At 64.5% G+C, this 21,618-nt stretch carries 16 protein-coding genes and 1 riboswitch; of the genes, 3 read left to right on the forward strand and 13 right to left on the reverse strand.

Annotated elements, in window-relative coordinates; all coding sequences use genetic code 11:
* The first annotated feature begins 1,132 nt into the window (after positions 1-1,132).
* A complete protein-coding gene (locus tag JN280_RS19715; RefSeq protein WP_202304419.1) occupies positions 1,133-3,409 on the forward strand; it encodes a beta strand repeat-containing protein in 2,277 nt (758 codons plus the stop codon).
* A 123-nt stretch (positions 3,410-3,532) separates the two neighbouring features.
* Here JN280_RS19715 and JN280_RS19720 read toward each other — a convergent pair whose 3' ends face one another.
* The gene (locus JN280_RS19720; protein ID WP_202304421.1) at positions 3,533-4,006 is read right to left on the reverse strand and encodes a 6,7-dimethyl-8-ribityllumazine synthase; all 474 of its coding nucleotides are present in this window, start codon (positions 4,004-4,006) and stop codon (positions 3,533-3,535) included.
* A gap of 78 nt (positions 4,007-4,084) precedes the next feature.
* A riboswitch (FMN riboswitch) is annotated at positions 4,085-4,231 on the reverse strand.
* 219 nt (positions 4,232-4,450) lie between these two features.
* Between JN280_RS19720 and JN280_RS19725 the strand changes: the two genes are divergently transcribed.
* A complete protein-coding gene (locus tag JN280_RS19725; RefSeq protein ID WP_202304423.1) occupies positions 4,451-5,656 on the forward strand; it encodes a winged helix-turn-helix domain-containing protein in 1,206 nt (401 codons plus the stop codon).
* 99 nt (positions 5,657-5,755) lie between these two features.
* Here the strand turns inward: JN280_RS19725 and JN280_RS19730 are convergent, their stop codons facing one another.
* From JN280_RS19730 to JN280_RS19765, 8 genes are all read right to left on the reverse strand, one after another.
* On the reverse strand, positions 5,756-6,343 hold the full coding sequence (locus JN280_RS19730) for an NAD(P)H-dependent oxidoreductase (RefSeq protein WP_202304425.1): 588 nt from the start codon (positions 6,341-6,343) through the stop codon (positions 5,756-5,758).
* Positions 6,343-6,924 (reverse strand): NAD(P)H-dependent oxidoreductase, encoded by a 582-nt coding sequence (locus JN280_RS19735; RefSeq protein ID WP_202304426.1) that lies wholly within the window; start codon positions 6,922-6,924, stop codon positions 6,343-6,345. Before JN280_RS19735 ends, JN280_RS19730 begins: the two co-directional genes overlap by 1 nt.
* A gap of 56 nt (positions 6,925-6,980) precedes the next feature.
* Positions 6,981-8,384 (reverse strand): FAD-binding oxidoreductase, encoded by a 1,404-nt coding sequence (locus tag JN280_RS19740; protein WP_202314903.1) that lies wholly within the window; start codon positions 8,382-8,384, stop codon positions 6,981-6,983.
* Positions 8,385-8,386: 2 nt separating this feature from the next.
* Positions 8,387-9,697 carry a cytosine deaminase gene (locus tag JN280_RS19745; RefSeq protein WP_202304427.1) on the reverse strand — a complete coding sequence of 437 codons (1,311 nt, stop codon included), beginning with the start codon at positions 9,695-9,697 and terminating at the stop codon, positions 8,387-8,389.
* Between the two features lie 348 nt (positions 9,698-10,045).
* A complete protein-coding gene (locus JN280_RS19750; protein WP_202304428.1) occupies positions 10,046-10,903 on the reverse strand; it encodes an ABC transporter permease in 858 nt (285 codons plus the stop codon).
* Complete coding sequence (locus tag JN280_RS19755; protein ID WP_446720784.1) at positions 10,900-11,682, reverse strand: ABC transporter ATP-binding protein; 783 nt, start codon at positions 11,680-11,682, stop codon at positions 10,900-10,902. The genes JN280_RS19750 and JN280_RS19755 overlap by 4 nt, the downstream gene beginning before the upstream one ends.
* A 40-nt stretch (positions 11,683-11,722) precedes the next feature.
* The gene (locus tag JN280_RS19760) at positions 11,723-12,727 is read right to left on the reverse strand and encodes an ABC transporter substrate-binding protein (RefSeq protein WP_202304430.1); all 1,005 of its coding nucleotides are present in this window, start codon (positions 12,725-12,727) and stop codon (positions 11,723-11,725) included.
* Positions 12,728-12,946: 219 nt separating this feature from the next.
* Positions 12,947-13,183 carry a hypothetical protein gene (locus JN280_RS19765; protein WP_202304431.1) on the reverse strand — a complete coding sequence of 79 codons (237 nt, stop codon included), beginning with the start codon at positions 13,181-13,183 and terminating at the stop codon, positions 12,947-12,949.
* 135 nt (positions 13,184-13,318) lie between these two features.
* On the opposite strand from JN280_RS19765, the gene JN280_RS19770 reads away from it, so the two are divergent.
* Positions 13,319-14,122: a creatininase family protein gene (locus JN280_RS19770; RefSeq protein WP_202304432.1), complete on the forward strand. Its 804-nt coding sequence runs from the start codon at positions 13,319-13,321 to the stop codon at positions 14,120-14,122.
* 3 nt (positions 14,123-14,125) lie between these two features.
* Here the strand turns inward: JN280_RS19770 and JN280_RS19775 are convergent, their stop codons facing one another.
* The 4 genes from JN280_RS19775 to JN280_RS19790 all read right to left on the reverse strand — a co-directional run bounded on the left by JN280_RS19775 (position 14,126) and on the right by JN280_RS19790 (position 21,610).
* The gene (locus JN280_RS19775) at positions 14,126-16,570 is read right to left on the reverse strand and encodes a GcvT family protein (RefSeq protein WP_202304433.1); all 2,445 of its coding nucleotides are present in this window, start codon (positions 16,568-16,570) and stop codon (positions 14,126-14,128) included.
* A complete protein-coding gene (locus tag JN280_RS19780) occupies positions 16,567-17,748 on the reverse strand; it encodes a pyridoxal phosphate-dependent aminotransferase (RefSeq protein WP_202304434.1) in 1,182 nt (393 codons plus the stop codon). The genes JN280_RS19775 and JN280_RS19780 overlap by 4 nt, the downstream gene beginning before the upstream one ends.
* 232 nt (positions 17,749-17,980) lie before the next feature.
* Positions 17,981-18,931 carry an IS110 family transposase gene (locus JN280_RS19785; protein ID WP_202304435.1) on the reverse strand — a complete coding sequence of 317 codons (951 nt, stop codon included), beginning with the start codon at positions 18,929-18,931 and terminating at the stop codon, positions 17,981-17,983.
* Between the two features lie 228 nt (positions 18,932-19,159).
* Positions 19,160-21,610 (reverse strand): GcvT family protein, encoded by a 2,451-nt coding sequence (locus tag JN280_RS19790; RefSeq protein ID WP_202304437.1) that lies wholly within the window; start codon positions 21,608-21,610, stop codon positions 19,160-19,162.
* Positions 21,611-21,618 lie beyond the last annotated feature (8 nt).

Raw genomic sequence — 21,618 nt, forward strand, 5'->3', positions numbered from 1 at the left:
CCCGATCCGCCATCTTCGCAAAGGCGATATGAAAAATTGTGCGTTGCAATATCGGATGGCCCGAACTAAATCTGAACCTGTCGGTCATCTACTCCTCCTCCCGGATGTCCGACGCCGAATGCGGCGTACCTCCTCCCACGCCGCATTTGAAATCAAAGCCCGCTGCCTCCTCCTCCCGGCAGCGGGCTTTTTCGTTTTCCTTTGCCGCTCAGGCTCACCATTTCTTGATCTCACGCCGGTTCGCTTCGCTCTCAGTTCCGATGGGGCGGTCTGACCGGCCGACGGGCGGTCGCCCTTGCGACCCTCCGGGTTCGATCGGCTGAGGGCAAATTGGTCCTGGCGGCAGCGTGCGGGTGGTCCAGCAATCACGCAAGCGCGATATGAAAAATTGTGCATTGCAACATCGAATGGCCCGGGCTAAATACACCCCTGTCGGTCATCTACTCCTCCTCCCGGATGTCCGACGCCGAATGCGGCATACCTCCTCCCATGCCGCATTTGAAATCAGAGCCCGCTGCCTCCTCCTCCCGGCAGCGGGCTTTTTCGTTTTCCATGCCGCTCAGGCACACCATTTCTTGATCTCGCGCCGGTTCTCAACGCTCGCAGTTCCGATGGGGCGGCCTGACCGGCTGACGGGCGGTCGCCCTTGCGAACCCTCCGGGTTCGATCGGCCGAGGGCAAATTGGTCCTGGCCGGGCGTGCGGGTGGTCCAGCAATTGCGCAAGCGCGATATGAAAAATTGTGCATTGCAACATCGGATGGCCCGGCCTAAATAAATGTCTGTCGGTCATCTACTCCTCCTCCCGGATGTCCGACGCCGAATGCGGCATACCTCCTCCCATGCCGCATTTGAGATCAAAGCCCGCTGCCTCCTCCTCCCGGCAGCGGGCTTTTTCATTTCTTCCGAAACAGAACTGCGACGTTTGACCCGGCGCTGCCACTGCCGGAGATTGTGGTCATTGAGACAATCTACTTTCTGTGGCACCTTTTCGGCTGGTGATCTTTCTTGCCGTGGGCCGTGGGGGTTGAAGAGACAATAGTCTCTGCGCCGAGATCGTCTTTCCATGACGGTGCCGACCTTGAAAGTCTCTATGTGAGTTCTTCATGAGCCGTCGAAAAAAGGAGGACGAGGATGGCAACTTTTACCGGCACGACCGGCGACGACACCATTACACCAGGTCTGGTCACATCAGGCGTGGTTGTGGTTCCGGCGGGAACCAAGCCAAGCAATGCCAATGACATCATCAACGCCGGCGCGGGCGCGGACACCATCGATTCCGGCGGCGGCAACGATACGGTCGCCGGCCAGCAGGGCAATGACATCATTCGGCTTGGCGACGGCAACGACACGGCTCTGTGGAACCCGGGTGACGGCAGCGACACAATTGACGGCGGCGCCGGTTTCGACACGTTGGACTTCTTTGCCAGCAACGCCAGCGAAATAGTGGCGCTTTCCAGCAATGCCGGCCACCTCCGGCTTAGCCGCGATGTGGGCAGCGTCACCCTGGATGTCGACGCCATGGAGAAGGTCGTGTTTCACGCCTTTGGCGGAACCGACTCGATCACTGTCGGCGACCTCTCCGGAACGGATGTCACGCAGGTCGTGATCAATCTGGAAGGCGTGCTCGGTTCCGGCAGCGGCGACGCGGTGGCCGATATCGTCGTCTTCAACGGGACCGACACCAGCAATTCCATCACGATCTCAGGAGTCGGCGGTAGCATCGCCATCGCCGGCCTTCCGTGGACGGCTGCCGTCAGCGCGGCAGATGCCTTCGACAGGCTGGTCGTCAATGGCGGCGGCGGCAACGACACGATTTCCGCCGCAGGATTGGGCACTACCCTGGCAAGCCTGACTATCGATGCTGGTCTCGGCAACGATACCGTCATCGGCAGCGCGGCTACAGACGTCCTGCTCGGGAGCGCCGGCAACGACGTGGTCACGGGCAGTGCGGGCAACGACATCATTTTCCTTGGCGCCGGATCCGATCGCGCGATCTGGAATCCCGGCGACGGCAGCGACACGATCGAAGGCCAGGGGCAGACCGATACGCTCGAGTTCAACGGCTCCGCGGCGACCGAGAACTTCACTCTCAGCGCCAATGGCGGTCGCGCGCGACTGTTCCGCGATGTTGCCGCCGTCACCATGGACCTCGACGATGTCGAACTGCTCGTGCTCAATGCCGGCAGCGGTTCGAACAGCCTGCAGGTCGGAAACATGACCGGCACCGATCTGGTCGGTTCGATCGTCTATGTCGGCGGCAGTCAGGTCGACACGGTCGATGCAAGCGCCGCCTTCAACGATATGATCGTGACCGGCGGCGGGGGCGCCGATTCCCTGATCGGCGGCAATGGGGACGACTACTTTCGCTACTTCTCAGGGGCCGACGCGGCGTCGGGCGAGGTTGTCCTCGGGGCAGGGGGCGTCAACGACACGATCCAGCTTTTCAACACCGGCGCGATCGGCTTTTCCGCAGTCACGCTTTCCGGACTGGAGCGGCTGCAGTTCGCGTCCGGCAACTCGTCCGTCACGTTCAAGGGAGATCAGATTGGCGGCTCTGGGATCGAGCGGGTGACGGGCGGCGCCGGCAGCGATGCGGTGATCGTGAAGGGCAATCTGCTCGATCTCTCGACGGTGCTGTTTTCAGGCTGGAACGACGCGACCGACCGAATCACGCTCTTCGGCACTGCCGACGTCAGCCATTTGACCGGCTCGGTGCGAAACGACGTCATCCATGGCGGCGGCGGAGCCGACCGGATGGCGGGTGAGGCGGGGAACGATGTCTATTATGTCGACAATATCGGCGACAGGACGATCGAGGAGGCGGGCGGCGGCACCGACACTGTCTACAGCGCGGTCAACTACGTCCTGGCTTCCGGCCAGCATATCGAAACGCTTGCTACGACACTGCTGGCAGGCACCGGCGCGATCCACCTCACGGGCAATGAACTCGGTCAACGCATCAACGGCAACAATGGCAACAACGGTCTCAACGGCCTTGCCGGCAACGACGTCCTGGCCGGCTATGGCGGCCATGACTGGCTGAAGGGGGGCGCCGGCAACGATACCTTGGCCGGTGGTGCCGGCTTCGACAATTTCGTGTTCGACACAGCGCTCAATGCCGCAACCAATGTCGACCGCATCACCGATTTCAACGTCACGGCCGACACGATCCGGCTCGACAATGCGGTGATGCCGGGGCTGGGGGCGACGCTGGGTACGCTGGCCGCCGCCAAATTCTGGAAGAGTACGACCGGGCTCGCCCACGACGCCGACGACCGGATCATCTACGAGACCGATACGGGAAAACTGTTCTACGACGCCAACGGCAATGGCTCCGGCGGTGCCGTCCACTTCGCGACGCTGGCGCCGAACCTCGCCCTCACCAATGCGGATTTCGTTGTGTTCTGAACGGATTGGCAGCGGTTAACGCGATAGCGAATAGCGAATAGCCAATAGCGAATAGGGAAGAAAGGGGAGGTGGTCTCCTCGGCACTTCTTGATCCCTATTCGCTACTCGCTATTCGCTATTCGCTAAGCTGCAATTTTCTCCCGCGCCGCGAGGATCTCCACGCACGCCCGTGCCGCTTCCTTCCCCTTCACCGTGAAATGCTCGAAGAAGAAGCGGTGATGCTCCGCGCCGTCGTGATAGTTGTGCGGCGTGAGAACGGCCGACAGCACCGGAACGCCTGTCGCGAGTTGCACCGACATCATGCCGTCCAGCACCGCCTGCGCCACGAATTCGTGCCGGTATATGCCGCCATTGACGACGAAGGCGCAGCCGAGGATCGCGGCATAACGGCCGGTCCCGGCAAGCGTCCTGGCATGCAGCGGAATCTCATAGGCGCCGGGCACGTCGAAGATGTCGACCGCAAGGCGTCCTGATGACAGCGTCGCGACGTCCGAGGCAAAGGCCGTGACGCACTGATCGACGATGTCGGCATGCCATCGGGCGCGGATGACGGCGACGCGGCTTCCAGCGAAGTCTTTGGGGGATTGCTGATTCATGGGTCCTTCCTTCCGTTTCGAACCAGAATCAGGACGCACGATACGGAAGCGCAGCCGCCGACAGGCGACCGTAGTCCCGCTCGTTCTCTTCCATCCGGACTGTAACCGTCGGCTCCGGAATCGCACCGGATCTGCTGACCCTTCCGAGGCCCGGAAGGCGCTCGCGGGCTCGGGCGAGAAGCCCTTACCGCCGGTGGGGACTTCCACCCCGCCCTGAGAACATTGACGGCGAAGCTATGGAAGAGCTGATCTTGCCTGTCAACCGACGCGATGATCTCGGACGCTTGGGAGCAAATGCGGCGATCCTGACAGGACAGTGTCAGGAGAAGCGGCGTCGTCTTGCTGTGACGGACGCCTGGGCATCTTGCTGGCACGGCCATTGCCCCGTTACCTCTGTCGTGTAGTGGACGTAGTCGGGGAACCGGCGCGAAGGATCGGGACGGAATGAAGGAAAAGCTCTCTCTGGCCATGGCGCGCCGCACGGCATTGGCGGCGCAGGGATTCGGGGAACGCCGCCCGGCAGGTCCGATCGACCGGCGACATCTCAAGCGCTTCCTCGCCCACAACGGCCTGCTGCAGATGGATTCGGTCAACGTGCTGGTGCGGGCGCATTATATGCCGCTCTATTCGCGACTCGGGGCATACCCGCTCGGCCTCATCGACGACAATGCGCGCGGCCGCAAGCGCATGATGTTCGAATATTGGGCGCACGAGGCCTCGCTCCTGCCGATCGAACTGCAACCGCTGATGCGCTGGCGCATGGAGCGTGCCGCGCGCGGCGAGCGGGTCTATGGCGGGCTCGTCCGCTACGGACGGGAGCGAGCCGACTATATCGATGGCATCCACAAGGAGATCGTGGCGCGCGGGCCGGTCGCGGCTTCCGACTTCGACGGACAACGGGGGCAGGGCGGCTGGTGGGGCTGGAGCGAGGCCAAGCATGCGCTGGAATGGCTGTTCTGGACCGGCCGGGTGACCACGGCCGAACGCCGCGCCAGCTTCGAGCGCGTCTATGACGTGCCGGAACGGGTGTTGCCGGCCGCAGTCCTGGCGCAGCCGACGCCGTCGGCCGAAGATGCCGTACGTGAACTGCTACGCGTTTCCGCGCGCGCCCTTGGCATCGCCACGGCGACTGACCTGCGCGACTATTTCCGCCTGCCGCCCGAGGACGTGAAGGCGCGGCTTCCCGAACTGGTCGAAGCGGGCGACCTGCTGCCGGTGAAGGTCGACGGCTGGAGCCAGCAGGCATTCCTGCATCGCGAGGCTCGGATGCCCCGACGGATCGAGGCGCAGGCGCTTCTGTCGCCTTTCGATCCTGTGGTGTGGGAGCGGTCGAGGGCCGAACGCCTTTTCGGTTTCCGTTACCGGATCGAGATCTACACGCCCGTGCACAAGCGGGTCCATGGCTATTACGTGCTGCCTTTCCTGCTCGGCGATACGATCGCCGCCCGCGTCGATCTCAAGGCCGACCGGCAGGAGGGCGTGCTCAAGGTGGCGGCGGCGCATCGCGAAGAACAGGCGGGAGCGCATGTCGCGGAGGCACTCGCAACAGAGCTTCGCGGCATGGCTGGATGGCTGGGGCTGGCGAAGGTCGAGGTGCTGCCGAGCGGAGATCTGGCGCCGGAACTCGCGGCAGCCGTCGCATCGGTCTAAAGCAGATTCCGGAAAAGTGTCCCACGGTTTTCCGACAAGAATCTGCGACAAAACAAAGGCCTAAGCAGACCATTCGTTGGCTTGCCAAGGAATGTCTGCTTAGAACCGCGCGAGCTTTCTCCGGACCTTCGCGAGGAAGGCCGCGCGGCTTTCCGGGGTCGAGCTGTCCATCATGTAATGCGCCGTGTAGAGCGTCTTGCAGCGCCAGGCGCAGAGCGCGCGCATACCGCGCAGCAAGGTCTCTCGACCCGGCTGACCGATCACGAACGACCACCAGCGCGGCGCCCCGCAAGTGGTGATGACGCCCAGCTTGCGGATATGTCCCATCAGCGGTGTGATCCTGCGGCGGCTGTCGCCCATGGCGAAGGCGACATCCTTGGCCCAGACGCGGTCCAGCCAGCCCTTCAGCATGGCGGGCAGGCCGTACCACCAGGTCGGATAGATGAAGAGTATGGCTTCCGCCCAGGCGAGATGAGCGATGTGAGCCTCGAGCGCCGGGTCCTTCGGAGCGCACTCGTTGTAGCTGCGGCGTTCGTCGACGGGCATCACCGGATCGAATTTTTCGGCGTAAAGGTCGATGACCCGCGCCTCGCATCCCTTCTGGACGATGGCCTCGATCGCCGTGTCGCGTATGGCAGCACAGAAGCTCTCCGGCACCGGATGGCAATAGACCACCAGGACGCGCATCAGAACGTGTCCATCTCGGCCGCGACTTTGTCCATGAATCTGCGCCGCGATTCGTCGGTGGAAAGGTTCATCGAATAATGCGCGAGGTAGGAAACCGGCGCGCCTGGCCGCACCGTGGCGCGCAGGAGCCGCCTTATCAGCTTGCGCGGCGGGTCACCCATCAGCCAGGCCCGGAGCCTGTCGCCGCCATAGGTGGTCACCGCGACGGCCTTGCGTATGTTGTGGAGCGATGGCCTGGCCTTGCCGTCGACCAGCACAAAGGAAACGCCGGGCAGGAAGACGCGGTCGAGGAAGCCCTTCAGGATCGCGGGATAGCCGTAGTTCCAGACGGGAAAGCAAAGCACCAGCGCCTGTGCCCAGCGCAGCCTCTCCACATAGGTCCGCACCGTCTCGATATTGCCGGGCACGTCGTGATAGGCGATCCGCTCGGCGCGGGTGAGGCGCGGATCGAAATCCTCGGCATAAAGGTCGCAGTCGTCGACTGTATGGCCCCTGGCGATCAGCCGCTCGACGATCAGCCGATGGAGTGCCGCGTTGAAGCTGGTCTCGACCGGATGGGCATAAAGAACGAGGACATTCATGCGTCCCACCGCGAAGCTGCGCGATCATATCGTGCTGGAGTTCGGCACCCGCGCATTCAGCCGACCTTCTGCAAACCCCTGAACAGGAAGGTCTTGCTTGACCGGTAGTCGTAGGCAGGGTCCTCCCAGGCGATCATCTTGCCGGGGTTGAGCAGGCCCTGCGGATCGGCTTCCTGCTTGAAGGCGAGCTGGATGTCGTCGGTCTGCTTCATCCCGCCTTCCTCGAGCGTGTAGCGGTGCGGGTTGAAGATCGGGCAGCCGTTCTCCTCATGGAGGCGCACGATCTCGTCCAGGCGTTCTTCGGTCGTGAAACGCACCAGCGGAAGGCCGAAGCAGGTGATGTTGCCGTCGAAGCGCACGAATTCGAGATGCGAAAAGACCTCGCCGGGAAACATGGCGTCCATCTTCTCGACCAGCGCCAGATGGTTCGGGAAGGGGTAGAGCGATTGCAGATAGGTGATGGAGGGATCGACGCGCAGTGCCCGCAACGTCGTATGGTTCCAGGCGAGCTCGAATGCAGGCGGAAGGCCCTTCCTGTCTTCCGCCTCCATGGTCGCGGCGTTGTAGGCGATCTCGCCGCCTTCGCGGCGGGTGAAGGCCAGGAAGGCGTCGAGAGAATGCGGCGCGACCATGACCAGGCAGATGCTCTGGCCCTCGCGCAGGAATTTCTGGTGCCGCTTGAAATAGAGCCATGGAACGGGGGCCGCGATCGGCGTGATCAGCTTGGTCAGGAGCCCGTCCTGGCAGGCCAGCGCGTTGCCGTAGCGGGCCGCGTCCATGAAGCTGTCGAAGCCCACGACGACGTCCACCCAGTCATAGGCTGATGTCAGCGGCATCTCCACCTCCGTGATGATGCCGTTGGTGCCGTAGGCATGGGTCACCTTGTGCAGATCTTCGCCGGTGAGTTCGAGCACGCGCGGTTCGGCTTCCATGGTGACGACGCGCAGCCGCAGCACATTGCCGAAATCGCGCAAGCCGCCGAAATTGATCGATCCGACGCCGCCGGAGCCGCCGGCGATGAAACCGCCGATCGAGGCTGTGTTGTAGGTCGAGGGATGTAGCCGCAATTCCTGGCCCGAATGCGCGCGCGTGGCGCGATCGATATCGGCGAGCACGGCTCCGGGGCCGCAGACGACGCGGCCGGGTGCGATCGCGGTGACTGCGTTCATCTCGGCGAGGCTCAATACGACGCCGCCGGACAGCGGCATCGCCTGGCCGTAATTGCCCGTGCCGGTGCCGCGCGGGGTGACTGGGATGCCGAGCCGGTGGCAGGTCGCCAGGACGCGCACCACCTCGGCCTCGTTTCGCGGCGACACGACGATATCGGCCGTGACATGGTCGAGCTGGCGCTTCAGCACCGGGCTGTACCAGTAGAAGTCGCGGCTTTTCTGCTGGACGATCTTGGGGTTGTCCTCGATCTTCAGCCCGTCGAGGTCCCGTTTCAGTGTGGCGAGATCGATCGTCATGCCATCAGTTCATCCAGTTCCGAATAGTCCGGCAGCCTCGTATCGATCGCCTTGCCGCCGCGCACGACGAGCCGATCCGATTCGGGGCGCGACAGCAGTTCCGTCCAGCTTCGTCCGCGAAAGACGACGAAGTCGGCCGCCGCACCGGCGCCGAGTGTTCCGGGGCTCTGTAACCGCATGATGTCGCCGGGCGTCTCGGCCACCGCTTTCGGCCAGTCGGCGACCGGATGGTCGAAATGCAGGATGCGGGTCGCCATGCGGTACACCTCGAGCATGTCGAGATCGCCATAGGCGTAGAAGGGATCGCGTGTGTTGTCCGAGGCGACGGCGACGGGAATGCCGTGCGCCTTCATTTCGTGCAGCAGAGTGACCCCGCGCCAGCGTGGCGTGGTCAGGTCCGGGCGGCGGTCCTGGAGATAGAGATTGCACATCGGCAGCGACACGACAGAGAGGCCGGCCTTGGCCACCTTGGCGAGCGTGTCGGCCACCTCCCTGTCGGGCTGGCGGGCGAGCGAGCAGCAATGGCCGACCAGGACCTTGCCCTCAAAGCCGCTCCACAGCGACGCTTCGGCGATCTTGCGCAGCGAGACGGCGGAGACGTCGTCGGTCTCGTCGGCATGGAAGTCGAGATCGAGTCCATGTTCGATCGCGGCGCGGAAGATGCGGTCGAGAAGCTCGTCGAGGTCCGGGACCATATAGGTCACCGCGCCGAGCACCCCGCCTGCCGCCGCGACCCGCTTGACCATTGTGTCGAACCAGGCCTCGTCGCGGATGGCATCGATGCCGAACAGGCAGGACGCCTGCAATTCGATCCTGCCTTTCCAGCGCTCGCGCATGGTCTCGAACACCGGCCAGGAGATCGCATCCTGGGGCGGGCTGCTGTCGAGATGCGTCCTGATCGCCCTTGTGCCGTGGGCATAGGCGCAACGCAGCGAGAACTCCATGCGTCGGGCGACGTCGTCGGCATTCCAGCGTGCGGCACGGTCGGTGCCGACGGCGGAGAGGGCGCCGGGAAAGGAGCCGTCCGGATTGGGGCTGCGGGCCCAGATATGGCCCTTGTCGAGATGGGTGTGGCAGTCGACGAAAGCCGGCAGCACGATGCGGCCGTTGAGGTCGAGGGTGCCGGGCTCCGGTGCCCGATGACGCGCGGCTGTAATTCCCGCTATCTTCCCTGCAGCTACGCCGATGTCGACAAGGGCGAAACCGTCGGAATCGAAATCGGCCCTCAGGCCCGGCGTGAGCGAGGCGTGGACACGTGCGCCGGCGAGCACATAGGCGCCGGATGCGGGAAGTTCGATATCAGTCATTCCAGTCCTTCATGCTTGCGACCATTGGCGCCAAATTGACACCCGGTGCCGCCCCTCATCTGCCTGCCGGCATCTTCTCCCCGTGAAGGACGGGGAGAAGACCACGTGCCGCGATGACGGCGCTCGGCCTGCAACGCTGACGATTGGCGAAGCCGGTGGCGACATCGGTCTTCTCCCCGCGATGCGGGGAGAAGGTGCCGGCAGGCGGATGAGGGGCACTTCGCGGCGTCGCCGACTGCCTTCCGATTGAAGCAAAACGGATTTCAGCGCTGCTTTCATGGCAGGGGTCTCTCGCGACGATCGAGAGTCTCGTCGGAAAGCGCGGCAAGGCTTCGACAAACCTCCACCCTACCGCTCCTGCTTCAACGCGCTTTCGTGCCAGCGCCTGAGGATAAGATGCGAGACCAGGCTAAGCACGAGGAAGATCAGGATGCCGGTGAGCGAGATGAGGATCAGCGCGGCGAAGAGGCGCGGGGCGTTCAGCCGGTAGCCGGCCTCGATGATGCGCGAGGCAAGGCCCGACGACTGGCCGCTTGCGCCGGCGACGAACTCGGCCACCACGGCGCCGATCAGCGACAGGCCGCCGGCGATCTTCAGTCCGCCGAGGAAATAGGGCATGGCCGCTGGCAGGCGCAGCAGGCGCAGTTGCTGCCAGCGCGTCGCGCCGTTGAGCTGGAACAGGTCGCGCAGGTTGCGGTCGACCGAATTCAGGCCGAGCGTCGTGTTCGACAGGATCGGGAAGAAGGCGACGATCCAGGCGCACAGCAGCAGCTTGGCCGTCTGGTTGTCGACATAGATGTTGATCAGCGGAAAGATCGCCACGATGGGCGTGACCTGGAGCACGACCGCGAAGGGGAAGAACGACATCTCCACCCATTTGGACTGCGCGAAAAGCACGGCCAGGCCGACGCCGCCGACGACCGCCAATGCGAGGCTGAGGAAGGTGATCTTCAGCGTGACGAGCAGCGACGAGAACAGCAGGGGGGCGTCGGTCCTGAGCGTCTGGAGCACCACGCCGGGGCGAGGCAGGATATATTGCGGGATCTCGTTCCAGACGCAGATGCGGTCCCATAGCCAGATCGCCACGATCATGATGACCAGCGGCAACAGCCAGCGGCCGACCCGCTCCAGCCGCGCGTTGCGGACGCGGCGCGCCTCCTCCGCGTCGAGCATCTGCGGCCGCGCATTCTCTTCCAGAGCCGTCATCGCCGCGTCCCCGCATCGATCGCTTCCGCCAGCATGCCGGATGCCCGGCGGCATAGCGCCGCATAGTCGGCCGACGTCCGGAAGGCTTCGCTCCGCGGATAGGGAGCCGTGACCGCAAGCTCCTTGTGGACGCGTCCGGGGCGGGCCGCCATCACAACGATGCGGTTCGACAAAAAGACGCTCTCGAACACGCTGTGGGTGACGAAGACCGCTGTGAAGCGCTCCTCCTGCCACAATTCCAGGAGGTCGTCGTTCAGCTTGAAGCGGGTGATTTCGTCGAGCGCCGCGAAGGGCTCGTCCATCAGGAGGACCCGCGGCTTGGTGATCAGAGCGCGGGCGATCGAGACGCGCATCTTCATTCCGCCGGAGAGTTCGCGTGGCACGGCGTGCTCGAAGCCGGCGAGATGAACGCGCTCCAGCATCATCCGCACGGCATGATCGGCCTGGCGGCGCGAGACGCCGCGCAGGCGGAGCGGCAGCCAGACATTGTCGAACACGCTCGCCCAGGGCAGCAGCGTCGGTTCCTGGAAGACGAAGCCCACGCGGTCGTCTCCCGGAACCTTGTGCCATTGAAGCGTGCCCGATGTGGGCATCGACAGGCCGGCGATGATGCGCAACGCCGTCGACTTGCCGCAACCCGACGGTCCGACGAGGCTCAGGAAGTCGCCCTCCCGGATCGTAAGGTCGACATCGGCAAGGGCCTTCACGCCATTGGAGAAGGTCTTGCCGACGGCGCGCAGCAACAGCAGCGGCGCGCCGCTCTCGGTATCCGCCGCCATTGGCGATGCCTGCTCCTGAAGCATTCCGGATTGGCCGGCCTTACTTCTTCAGCTCCAGCCCGACGCCCTTGTTCACGAACTCCAGCGTGTAGGCCTTCTTGATGTCGAGCCCTTCGGGAACGACCTTGGCCTTCACCATCGTGTCGTAGAAGCTCTTGATGTGCTCGTCGGTCATCGCGCCGATGCCGAGTTTTTCCGCATCGCCGGAATCGACGATGCCGAACTCTTTCATCTGCATGATCGAGAAGGCGATCTGCTCGTCGGTGATATCGGGATTGTCCTTCTTGATCATTTCGTTGGCGGCCTTGTTGTCGCTGTAGAGGTAGTTGTACCAGCCCTTGGCCGAGCCATCGACGAAGCACTTCACCACGTCAGGCCGCTCGTCGATCGTCTTCTGCATCGTCTCGATGGTGGTGGCATAGGTGCCGAAGCCGTAATCCGCGAGCAGGAAAATGTTCGGCTTGAAGCCGCCCTCTTTTTCGACGGCGAAAGGCTCCGACGTGACGTAGCCTTGCTGGATCGACTTCGGATTGGCGATGAAGGGTGCCGGGTTGTAGACGTAAGGAATGCGCTTGGCTGCATCGAAGCCGAAGTCAGTGATCATCCACTGGAAGAAGCTCTGGAATCCTTCATCGCCGATGATGAACTGTTCTGCGTTCTTCAGGTCCTCCCATTTGTCGAGGCCCTGGCCGGGGTGCGACATCACCACCTGGGGCTCCTTCTGGAACGAGGCGGCGACGATCCTCAGCGGAATGTTCTGCTGCACGGCGTCGAAGGCCTGCAGCAGGTTGCCGCCCATGTAGAAGTCGATCTTGCCGGCCATAAGCAGCGGTCGGCCGGTGACCTGGGGGCCGCCCTGCGTGATGGTGACGTCGAGGCCGCAGGCCGCATAGGTCCCGTCTGCCACGGCCTGATAGTAGCCGCCGTGCTCGGCCTGCGCGAACCAGTTGGTCATGTAGGTGACCTTTTCGGCGGCCGCCGCGCCGAAGGCCGACGCCGCCACCAACGCGGCCGTCGCGACGGAGATGCTGAAGTTCCTGTTCATCGACACCACCTCTTGTTGCCCGTGCTCTTCGCCGGGTCCGACACTGGAGAACCAAGAAGCAAATCGCATGCCATCGGCTCGCACTCTTGGAACCGTCGGCCGGGCCGTCGGCGGGTGGTGTGGCCGGACGGGTCATGCCGCTGCCCGAAAAGCATCGTGCCCATTTTTTGGGCCGCTGTCCACAGCGGGCAGGCGCTGCGCACAACCACCTTCTGCGGATCAGAGAATGGCTTGGGATAGCAGAAGGATTGCGCCCACAACCATCATGGCCAGGCCTGGCCAGTTCGTCCCCAGGCCGAGGAATCTCACCCCGCGCCGCGCCGGCTCGAGCGTGGGGCTTCGAGATTCCACCTGGGATGTCGTCGGATCGCTCATCCGGCCCCGCCAGATGCTCTGCCTGGCAAGATAGAGCAGGCCGGCAATCACAAGAAGCACGCCGAGCCATATGGTCAGCATCCTTGCCTCCGGAACGCATCGATCTTGGCTGCTATCTAGTGTGGCAAGCGGTGGCGGCAACGCGCCAGCGACCTTACAAAAGGCGCCGGTCTGAACTATGGACAACATAACGCTGGCAAATCAGGCGAGGCAGAGGTGACAGAGAACAGAAGACGGGTCTGGTGGGGCGATTTCCGGACGACCGAATATGCCTCGATCGATCCGGAGGCGACGATCGCGGTGCTGCCCGTCGCCGCGATCGAGCAGCACGGGCCGCATCTGCCGGTTTCGACCGACACCACGATCATGAACGGCATGCTGGAAACCGTCATCGCGCGGCTGCCCGACGATCTCGACGTCCGCATCCTGCCGGTACAGGCGGTCGGAAAGTCCAACGAGCATCTCCATGCCGCCGGCACGCTTACCCTGCCGGCGACGACGTTGATCGATGCCTGGACCGAGCTTGGCGTCTCGATCGCGCGCGCCGGTCTGCGCAAGCTGGTCGTGGTCAATTCGCATGGCGGTAACGAGGAGATCATGGGCATCGTCACGCGCGAGTTGCGCGTGCGCTTTTCCATGATGGCGGTGAAGACGAGCTGGCAGCGCTTCGGCCGGCCGGCCGGCATGTATCCCGAGCTGGAGGATCGCCACGGCATTCACGGCGGGGACGTCGAAACCTCGCTGATGCTGCATTTCCGGCCCGATCTCGTCGACATGACCAAGGCCGAGAATTTCATTTCGGGTGTGGCGCGCGCCGAACAGGATTTCGAGCTTCTGCGCCATACCGGAACCCACGCCTTCGCCTGGATCGCGTCCGATCTCAACCCGCATGGCGTGGTCGGCGATGCTTCGGTCGCGACCGCCGAGAAGGGCAGGCTGACGGCGGAGTTCCAGGCCGACGGTTTCATCCGGCTGCTCAGGGACATCCGCAAGGCCAGGCTGGCAGACTATCTCGCATAGAGGCTACATACGCACGCGTTCCGCCTTCGGATCGTAAAGCGGCTTGAGTGCGGCTTCGGCGGCGAAGCGCTCGCCGGCGATCTCGATCTCGTAGGACGACGCGAGCACATCCGCCTCGGTCTCGCCGGCGCAGGGCACATAACCGAGCCCGATGGCGCCGCCGAGATGGTGGCCGTAATTGCCCGATGTGATCGTGCCGACGATCCTGCCGTCGCGCACGATCGCCTCATTGTGGAAGAGCAGGGGCTCGGGATCTGCGAGGCGGAACTGGACGAGCCGGCGTGAAAGCCCTGCCTCTTTTTTCCGCAGCACCGCGTCGCGGCCGATGAAGTCGCCCTTGGATGGCTTCACGGCAAAGCCGAGGCCGGCTTCCAGGACATGGTCCTCTTCGGTGATGTCGTGTCCGAAATGGCGGAACGCCTTTTCGATGCGGCAGGAGTCCAGCGTGTGCAGGCCGCAGAGTCTCAGCCCCGTCCCGGCGCCGGCGTCCTCGATCGCCTCGAAGACATGGGCCGCCTGGTCGGTCGGCACATAGAGCTCCCAGCCCAGTTCGCCGACATAGGTGACGCGGTGGGCCCGGGCCAGCCCCATCCCGATCTCGACTTCCTGAAACGTTCCGAACGGATTGTTCTCATTGGAGAAATCGTTCGGGCTCACCTTTTGAATCAAGCCGCGAGACCGCGGCCCCATCAGGCAAAGAACGCTTTCGGCAGCCGTCACGTCGGTGACCACGACGAATTCGTCGCCGAGATGCCGGCGCAGCCAGGCGAGGTCGCGCTGGAGCGTCGCCCCGGGCACCACCAGCAGGAAGGCGGTATCCGAAAGCCGGGCGACGGTGAGGTCGCTTTCGATACCGCCTTTGGCGTTGAGCATCTGGGTGTAGACGATGCGGCCGGGAGCGACGTCCACATCGTTGGCGCAGAGCTTCTGCAGGAACGCCGCCGCATCGCGGCCTTCCACCCTGATCTTGCCGAAGGAGGTCATGTCGAAGAGGCCGACGCCGTTGCGGACGGCGAGGTGCTCGTCTCGCTGGTTGTCGAACCAGTTCTGGCGTTTCCAGGAATAGCGGTATTCCCGCTCCTGTCCGTCGCGGGCGAACCAGTTGGCGCGCTCCCAGCCGGCAACCTCGCCGAAGACGGCGCCGCGCGCCTTGAGGTGCTCATGCAGGGGCGAGCGCCGCACGCCGCGCGAGGTCACGACCTGGCGATATGGGAAGTGGTCGGCATAGAGAAGGCCGAGCGTCTCGGAGACGCGCTCCTTCAGGTAGCGGCGGTTCTTCTGGAAGGGCTGGGCGCGGCGGATATCCACCTCCCAGAGGTCGAAGGGCGCTTCGCCGTCGTTTATCCATTGCGCCAGCGCCATGCCGGCGCCGCCCGACGAGACGATGCCGATCGAATTGTAGCCGGCCGCGACCCAGTAGCCGCCGAGTTCGGGCGCCTCGCCGAGATAATAGCGGTCGTCCGGCGTGAAGCTCTCCGGGCCGTTGAAGAATGTGTGGATGCCGGCCGTGCCGAGCATGGGCATGCGATTGACGCCCTTTTCCAGGATCGGCTCGAAATGCGCGAAATCCTCCGGCAACTGGTCGAAACAGAAGTCCTCCGGGATGCCGGCCGTGCCCCAGGGTTTGGCGACCGGCTCGAAGGCGCCGAGCATCATCTTGCCGGCGTCCTCCTTGTAGTAGGCGCATTCGTCGGGCACACGCAGCACCGGCAGCCGGCTGAGGCCGGGGATCGGCTCGGTGACCAGATAGAAATGCTCGCAAGCGTGCAGCGGCACGGTCACGCCGCTCGAGGCGGCAAGCTCGCGTGCCCACATGCCGGCACAGTTGACGACGATGTCGCTGTCGATCGTCCCCCGTTCGCCGTCCTTCTCCCAGGATACCCCGGTGACACGCCCCTTGGCGGCGTGGACCTTCGTCACTTTCACATTCTCGACGATGCGGGCGCCGCGCTGCCGGGCGCCCTTGGCGAGCGCCATGGCGATGTTGGCGGGATCGCATTGGCCGTCGAGCGGCAGATGCACGGCGCCGACGACATCGGAGGTGTTGAGATGCGGATACATCTGCTTCACCTCGGCCGGCGAGATCTCGCGGACATCGACGTCGAAGGCGCGCGCCAGCGAGGCTTGCCGGTAGATCTCGTGCTTGCGCTCCTCCGTCAGCGCCACGGTGATCGAGCCGACCTGGCGCATGCCGGTGGCGACGCCGGTCTCGGCTTCCAGCTGCACATAGAGGTCGGCGGAGTATTTCGCGAGCCGCGTCATGTTCTGGGAGGCGCGCAACTGGCCGATCAGCCCGGCGGCGTGCCAGGTCGTGCCCGACGTGAGTTGCTTGCGCTCGAGCAGCACGATGTCGCTCCAGCCGAGCTTCGCCAGGTGATAGGCGACGGAACAGCCCGAAACGCCACCGCCGATGACGACGGCGCGCGCCTTGGCGGGTAGCGAACTCATGCGGCCTTGCTCCTGTATTGCGAAACGAAGCGGCGCAGACGCGTCACGGCTTCCTCGAGGATGGCGTCGGGCTGGCAGAGGCTGAGGCGGATATGGCCGGCGGCCGCCTCGCCGAAGCTGGCGCCGGGCATGACGCTGACCTTCTCCGCGTCCAGCAGGGCGAAGGCGAATTTCTCGCAGTCGGGTTCGATCGCGCGGATGTCGAGCATGACATACATGCCCCCTTCGGAGCCGCGCACCACGACGTCGTTCATGCCCAGGATCGCATCGAGCAGGATCAGTCGGCGCGCGGCATAACGCTCCGCGATCTCCCTGACGCCGTATTCCTTCTCCAGCGCCTCGGCCGCGGCGTGGGAGACGAAGTCGGTGAGGCCGTAGGTCGTGACGAGATTGAGGTCGATCAGTTGCCGGATCACGTCCTTCGGCGCGGTCAGCCAGCCGATGCGCCAGCCGGTCATGCCGTGGCTCTTCGACATGGAGTTGATGACCAGTGTGCGCTTGGCCATGCCGGGCAGGGCGCGCGGCGAGACATGCTCGCCGCTGCCCAGCGTCCAATAGACCTCGTCCGACAGAAGCCAGAGGTCGCGCTCGCGGCAGAGAGCTGCGATGTCCTCCAGCGACGCTTTCGAATAGACGGCGCCGGTCGGGTTGTTGGGCGTATTGATCAGGATCGCGCGGCTATCGGGCCGGAGCGCCCGTTCGATCGCGGCGGCATCGGGCTGGAAGCCGTCTTCGGCGCGCGTCTCGACAACGGTGTAGCCCGCGCCGGCGGCACGGAACGTGCCGGGATAGGTCGCGTAGTAGGGCGCGACCACGATGGCGTGGTCGCCGGGATCGAGCACGGCCTGTACCGCGGCGTAGAGGGCGGCCTGACCGCCCGGCGTGGCGATGACCTCGGCTGGCGTGGTCGCGACCCCGGTGGCTTGGGTCGAAACCTTGGCCATGGCCACGCGCAGCTCGGGTATTCCGGGAAGCTGCGTATAGTGATGGAAGCCACCATGCAGGGCGCTCACACACGCCTCGACGGTCTCTTGCGGCGTCGAGAAATCATGGTCGCCGACCGACAGCATGATGATGTCCTCGCCGGCATGCCTGCGCGTCATGGCAGTGAAATGCACTTCCCATCCGTCCTTGCCGGAAGGAATGATGCCGGTGATGCGGGAGGAGAGGCGAGGCATGTTGATGTTCCTGATGGGTGGAGTTCGTGGGCGGCGGCTTACCCCTCATCCGACCTCGCCCTTGCGGGCGAGGCCACCTTCTCCCACAAGGGGAGAAGGCTGGAGCCCAGCTTAGCCGCCGCTGCAAGTCGCCAGTGTTTGTGATTGACCGAGACGTTGCCGCCGGCGTTCCCTTCTCCCCTTGTGGGAGAAGGTGGCCGCGCGCAAGCGCGGTCGGATGAGCAACCATGATTCAGGCGCTGGCATTTTGAGGGTTCCACGGCGTTCCTCTGGCGAGGACAGCGTTGGCCATGTGGACCAGCTTTCTGGCGCAAGCGACGATCGCCTGTTTGTAGGTCTTGCCCGCGTCGACCAGGCGTTTCCTGAAGGCCACGAGGATCGGGTTCCAGTGGTTGGCGGCCGAGAAGGCCGCCATGTAGACGGCCTTGCGCAGCCGCCGGCGTCCACCCGCGATGCGGCGCTGTCCGGCATGGGTTCCACTGTCGTGGTCGAAGGGGGCCACGCCGACGAGCGCCGCCGCCTCGGCTCGGCTCAAGCGGCCGAGTTCAGGCATGCGCACGACGAAGACCAGGGCGGTGATCTCGCCCAGGCCGGGGATGCTCAGCAGCAGGGCGAACCGCTTGGCCAGATCGGCATGGGCCTTCACCTTTGCAATGAGCTTGGCGAGCTCCTTGGACTTGCGCTTGCTCAACCGCCGGATCTCGGCCTCGAGGTAGCGCCGATGCGCCGGATCGCTGAAGCGGTCACGCCGGGTCTCGTGCCGGGCAATGTCGTCGGTGAGGGCGTCGATCAGCGTCATGTGCTCCTGAAAGGCCGCCAGCCGCGGATCGGCCGCCGCGCCGCCGCTGCCCAGCGCCGCCGTGGCGGCGAGGATCAGATGGGCATCGATCGCATCATTCTTGGCACGGCGACCGCGAAAGATGCGATAGCCGTGGACCTGACGCGGATCGAAGACCTTGACCGCGAAGCCCACCACTTCGAGCGCCGCTCTGACGGCGGCTTCGTAGTTGCCGCTCGCCTCCATGCCGACCCGTTCGACCCCGGCCGCCGTCAGCCGCGCCGCCAGCCGGCGGTGGCCGGCGGCGTCGTTGGTCTCCACAAAACGCTGCCCGTCGAAAACGGCAACGTCGAGCTTGGCCTTGGAGACATCCACACCGGCGCATTTCATGCTAGTATCGTTCATCTTCGTCGACCCAACCTTGCGTTAATGCGAACCAGGGTGTTCAAGCAACCATCCGGGTCCGATGAAGAAAGTCGACTGCGATCACGCTCATCCTCAGCCAGCAACGGCTCAGGGGTTTCCGATCCGACAATCGACCGGCTCTGCAGGGGTGGCCACCCCTGCAGAGCCAACTCCTCATCCATAGCAGGATTTCCTCATACAAGGGGTGCTCCAGCGCGCGACAACATCTCAGCTTCTCAGCCTCCGATTCTCCGGGTCCCACAGCGGCTTGTCCTCCTGGACGATCGCCGGATGGCGCACGCCGAAGATCTCGACTTCGACTGCCGTTCCCGGCGTCGCCAGGTCGGCGCGCAGCATGCCGAGCGCAATCGAGCGGTCGATGCGGTAACCCCAGCCGCCCGATGTCGTCTCTCCGACCACTTTTCCATCGTGCCAGAGCGTCGACATATAGGGCGCGTCGTAGTCGCCGGCTTCGACCAACAGCGTGACGAAACGTTTTGCGACGCCCTGCTGCCTTTCGTTGAGCAGCGCCGCCTTGCCCTTGAAGGCGGGTTTGTCCCACCTCACGAAGCGGTCGAGCCCGCCCTGCAGAACCGTGTAGTCGGTCGAAAGGTCCTGTTTCCATGCGCGGTAGCCCTTTTCCAGGCGCAGCGCGTCGAGCGCGAACATGCCGAAGGGCTTCAACCCGTGTTTCTGCCCGGCCGCCCAGACCGCGTCGAATATCGCGGCGGTGTCACCGACCTTGCTGTGGATTTCCCAGCCCAACTCGCCGGCGAAGGAGATACGCACGAGCTGGCACCAGCGCCCCGAAATCTGCACTGACTGGTGCGACAGCCAGGGCCGAGCCAGGTCGGCCTCGCTCACCTCGGCCAGTATGTCGCGCGATTTCGGCCCCGACAGGATCTGGCAGGCGAAGGCTTCGGTGGCATTCTCCAGCGTGATCGCGGAGCCCTCGGGCAAATGGTTCTTCAGCCATTCGAAATCGTGCCATTCGGCGACCGCGGCCGTGATCAGGAAGAAGAAGTCCTCGTCGGCCGCCATGATCGACATTTCGGTGACAATGCGTCCCAGGTCGTCGGCGAAATAGCCGAGGCCGATGCGGCCTGGCTTCGGCACGACGCCGGTGATCATGGTGGAGAGCCAGTCGCGCGCGCCGTCGCCCTGCAGCCGGAACCGTGAAAAACCCGGGAGGTCGAGGATGCCGGCGGCGTCGCGCACCGCGAGGCATTCCTCGCGGATACGCTTCTCCCACGGACCGGAGCGGGCGAAGGTCTGGATCGAGGCTTCCGAGACGTCGTCGCCGGAATGCGCATACCAGGTGGCGCGCTCCCAGCCGTTATAGGCGTTGAACTGGGCGTTAAGTGCGGCGATGCGGTCATGGATCGGCGACAGTTTCCGGTTCCGGCCGGCCGGCCAGGCGTGGCGCGGGAAATGGATCGCATATTCGTGGCCATAGACCTCCATGCCCTTGGCCACCGCATAGTCCTTGGCCGAGGCGAAGCCTGTGAAGCGGCGCGGATCGCAGCTCCACATGTCCCATTCCGTGCGGCCCTCGGTCACCCACTCGGCCAGCACCTTGCCGGCGCCGCCGGCCTGGGCGATGCCGAAGGTGAAGACGCAGGCTTCGAAGGCGTTGGGCACGCCGGGCATCGGGCCGATCAGGGGATTGCCGTCGGGCGCGTAGGGGATCGGCCCGTTGATCACCTTCGACAGGCCGGCCGTGCCGAGGATCGGGACGCGCGCGGCGGCGTCGGCGAGATAATGCTCCAGCCGCTCCAGATCGTCGGGGAAGAGCTGGAAGGAGAAATCGTCCGGCATCGGATCGCCGGGGTCGGCCCAATGGGCGCGGCAGTTGCGCTCATAGGGGCCGAGATTCATGCCGTTCTTTTCCTGGCGCAGATAGTATGAGGTGTCGACGTCGCGCAGCAGCGGCAGCTTCCGGCCGCTCTCGCGGGTCCAGGCCGCGAGCTCGGGAATCTCGTCGAACAGGATGTATTGATGGCTCATCACCATCATGGGTACGTCGCGGCCGAACATCCTGCCGACTTCGGCGGCGCGGTAGCCTGCGGCATTGACCACATATTCGCAGCGTATTTCGCCTTGCGGCGTCGTGACGACCCACTCGTCGCGGTCGCGTCTCACCGCCGTCACCGGACAGAAGCGCACGATGCGGGCGCCCATGTCGCGGGCGCCCTTGGCGAGCGCCTGGGTGAGCTGGGCGGGGTCGATGTCGCCGTCGCTCGGATCGTAAAGCGCGCCCTTCAGGTCATGCGTCTCGATGAAGGGATAGCGCGGCCGGATCTCGTCCACCCCAATCACGTCGATCGCCATGCCCTGATAGCGGCCCATGCCCCCGACGCGCTCGAATTCCTGCATCCGCTCCGCCGTGTGGGCGAGGCGGATCGAGCCGGTGACGTGATAGTTCATCGGATAGTCGACCGCCTGTGCCAGCCCGCGATAGAGCTCGGCCGAATAGCGTTGCATGTTCATGAGCGACCACGATGAGGAGAAGGTCGGCACATTGCCGGCCGCATGCCAGGTCGAGCCCGAGGTGAGTTCGTTCTTCTCCAGAAGCACGCAGTCGGTCCAGCCCGCCTTGGCCAGATGGTAGAGCGACGAGACGCCGACGGCGCCGCCGCCGATGATCACCACGCGTGCTGTGGCGGGCAAACCGGCCATGATGTCCT

The sequence above is a fragment of the Mesorhizobium sp. L-8-10 genome (assembly GCF_016756635.1).
In the GTDB taxonomy this organism is placed as follows: domain Bacteria; phylum Pseudomonadota; class Alphaproteobacteria; order Rhizobiales; family Rhizobiaceae.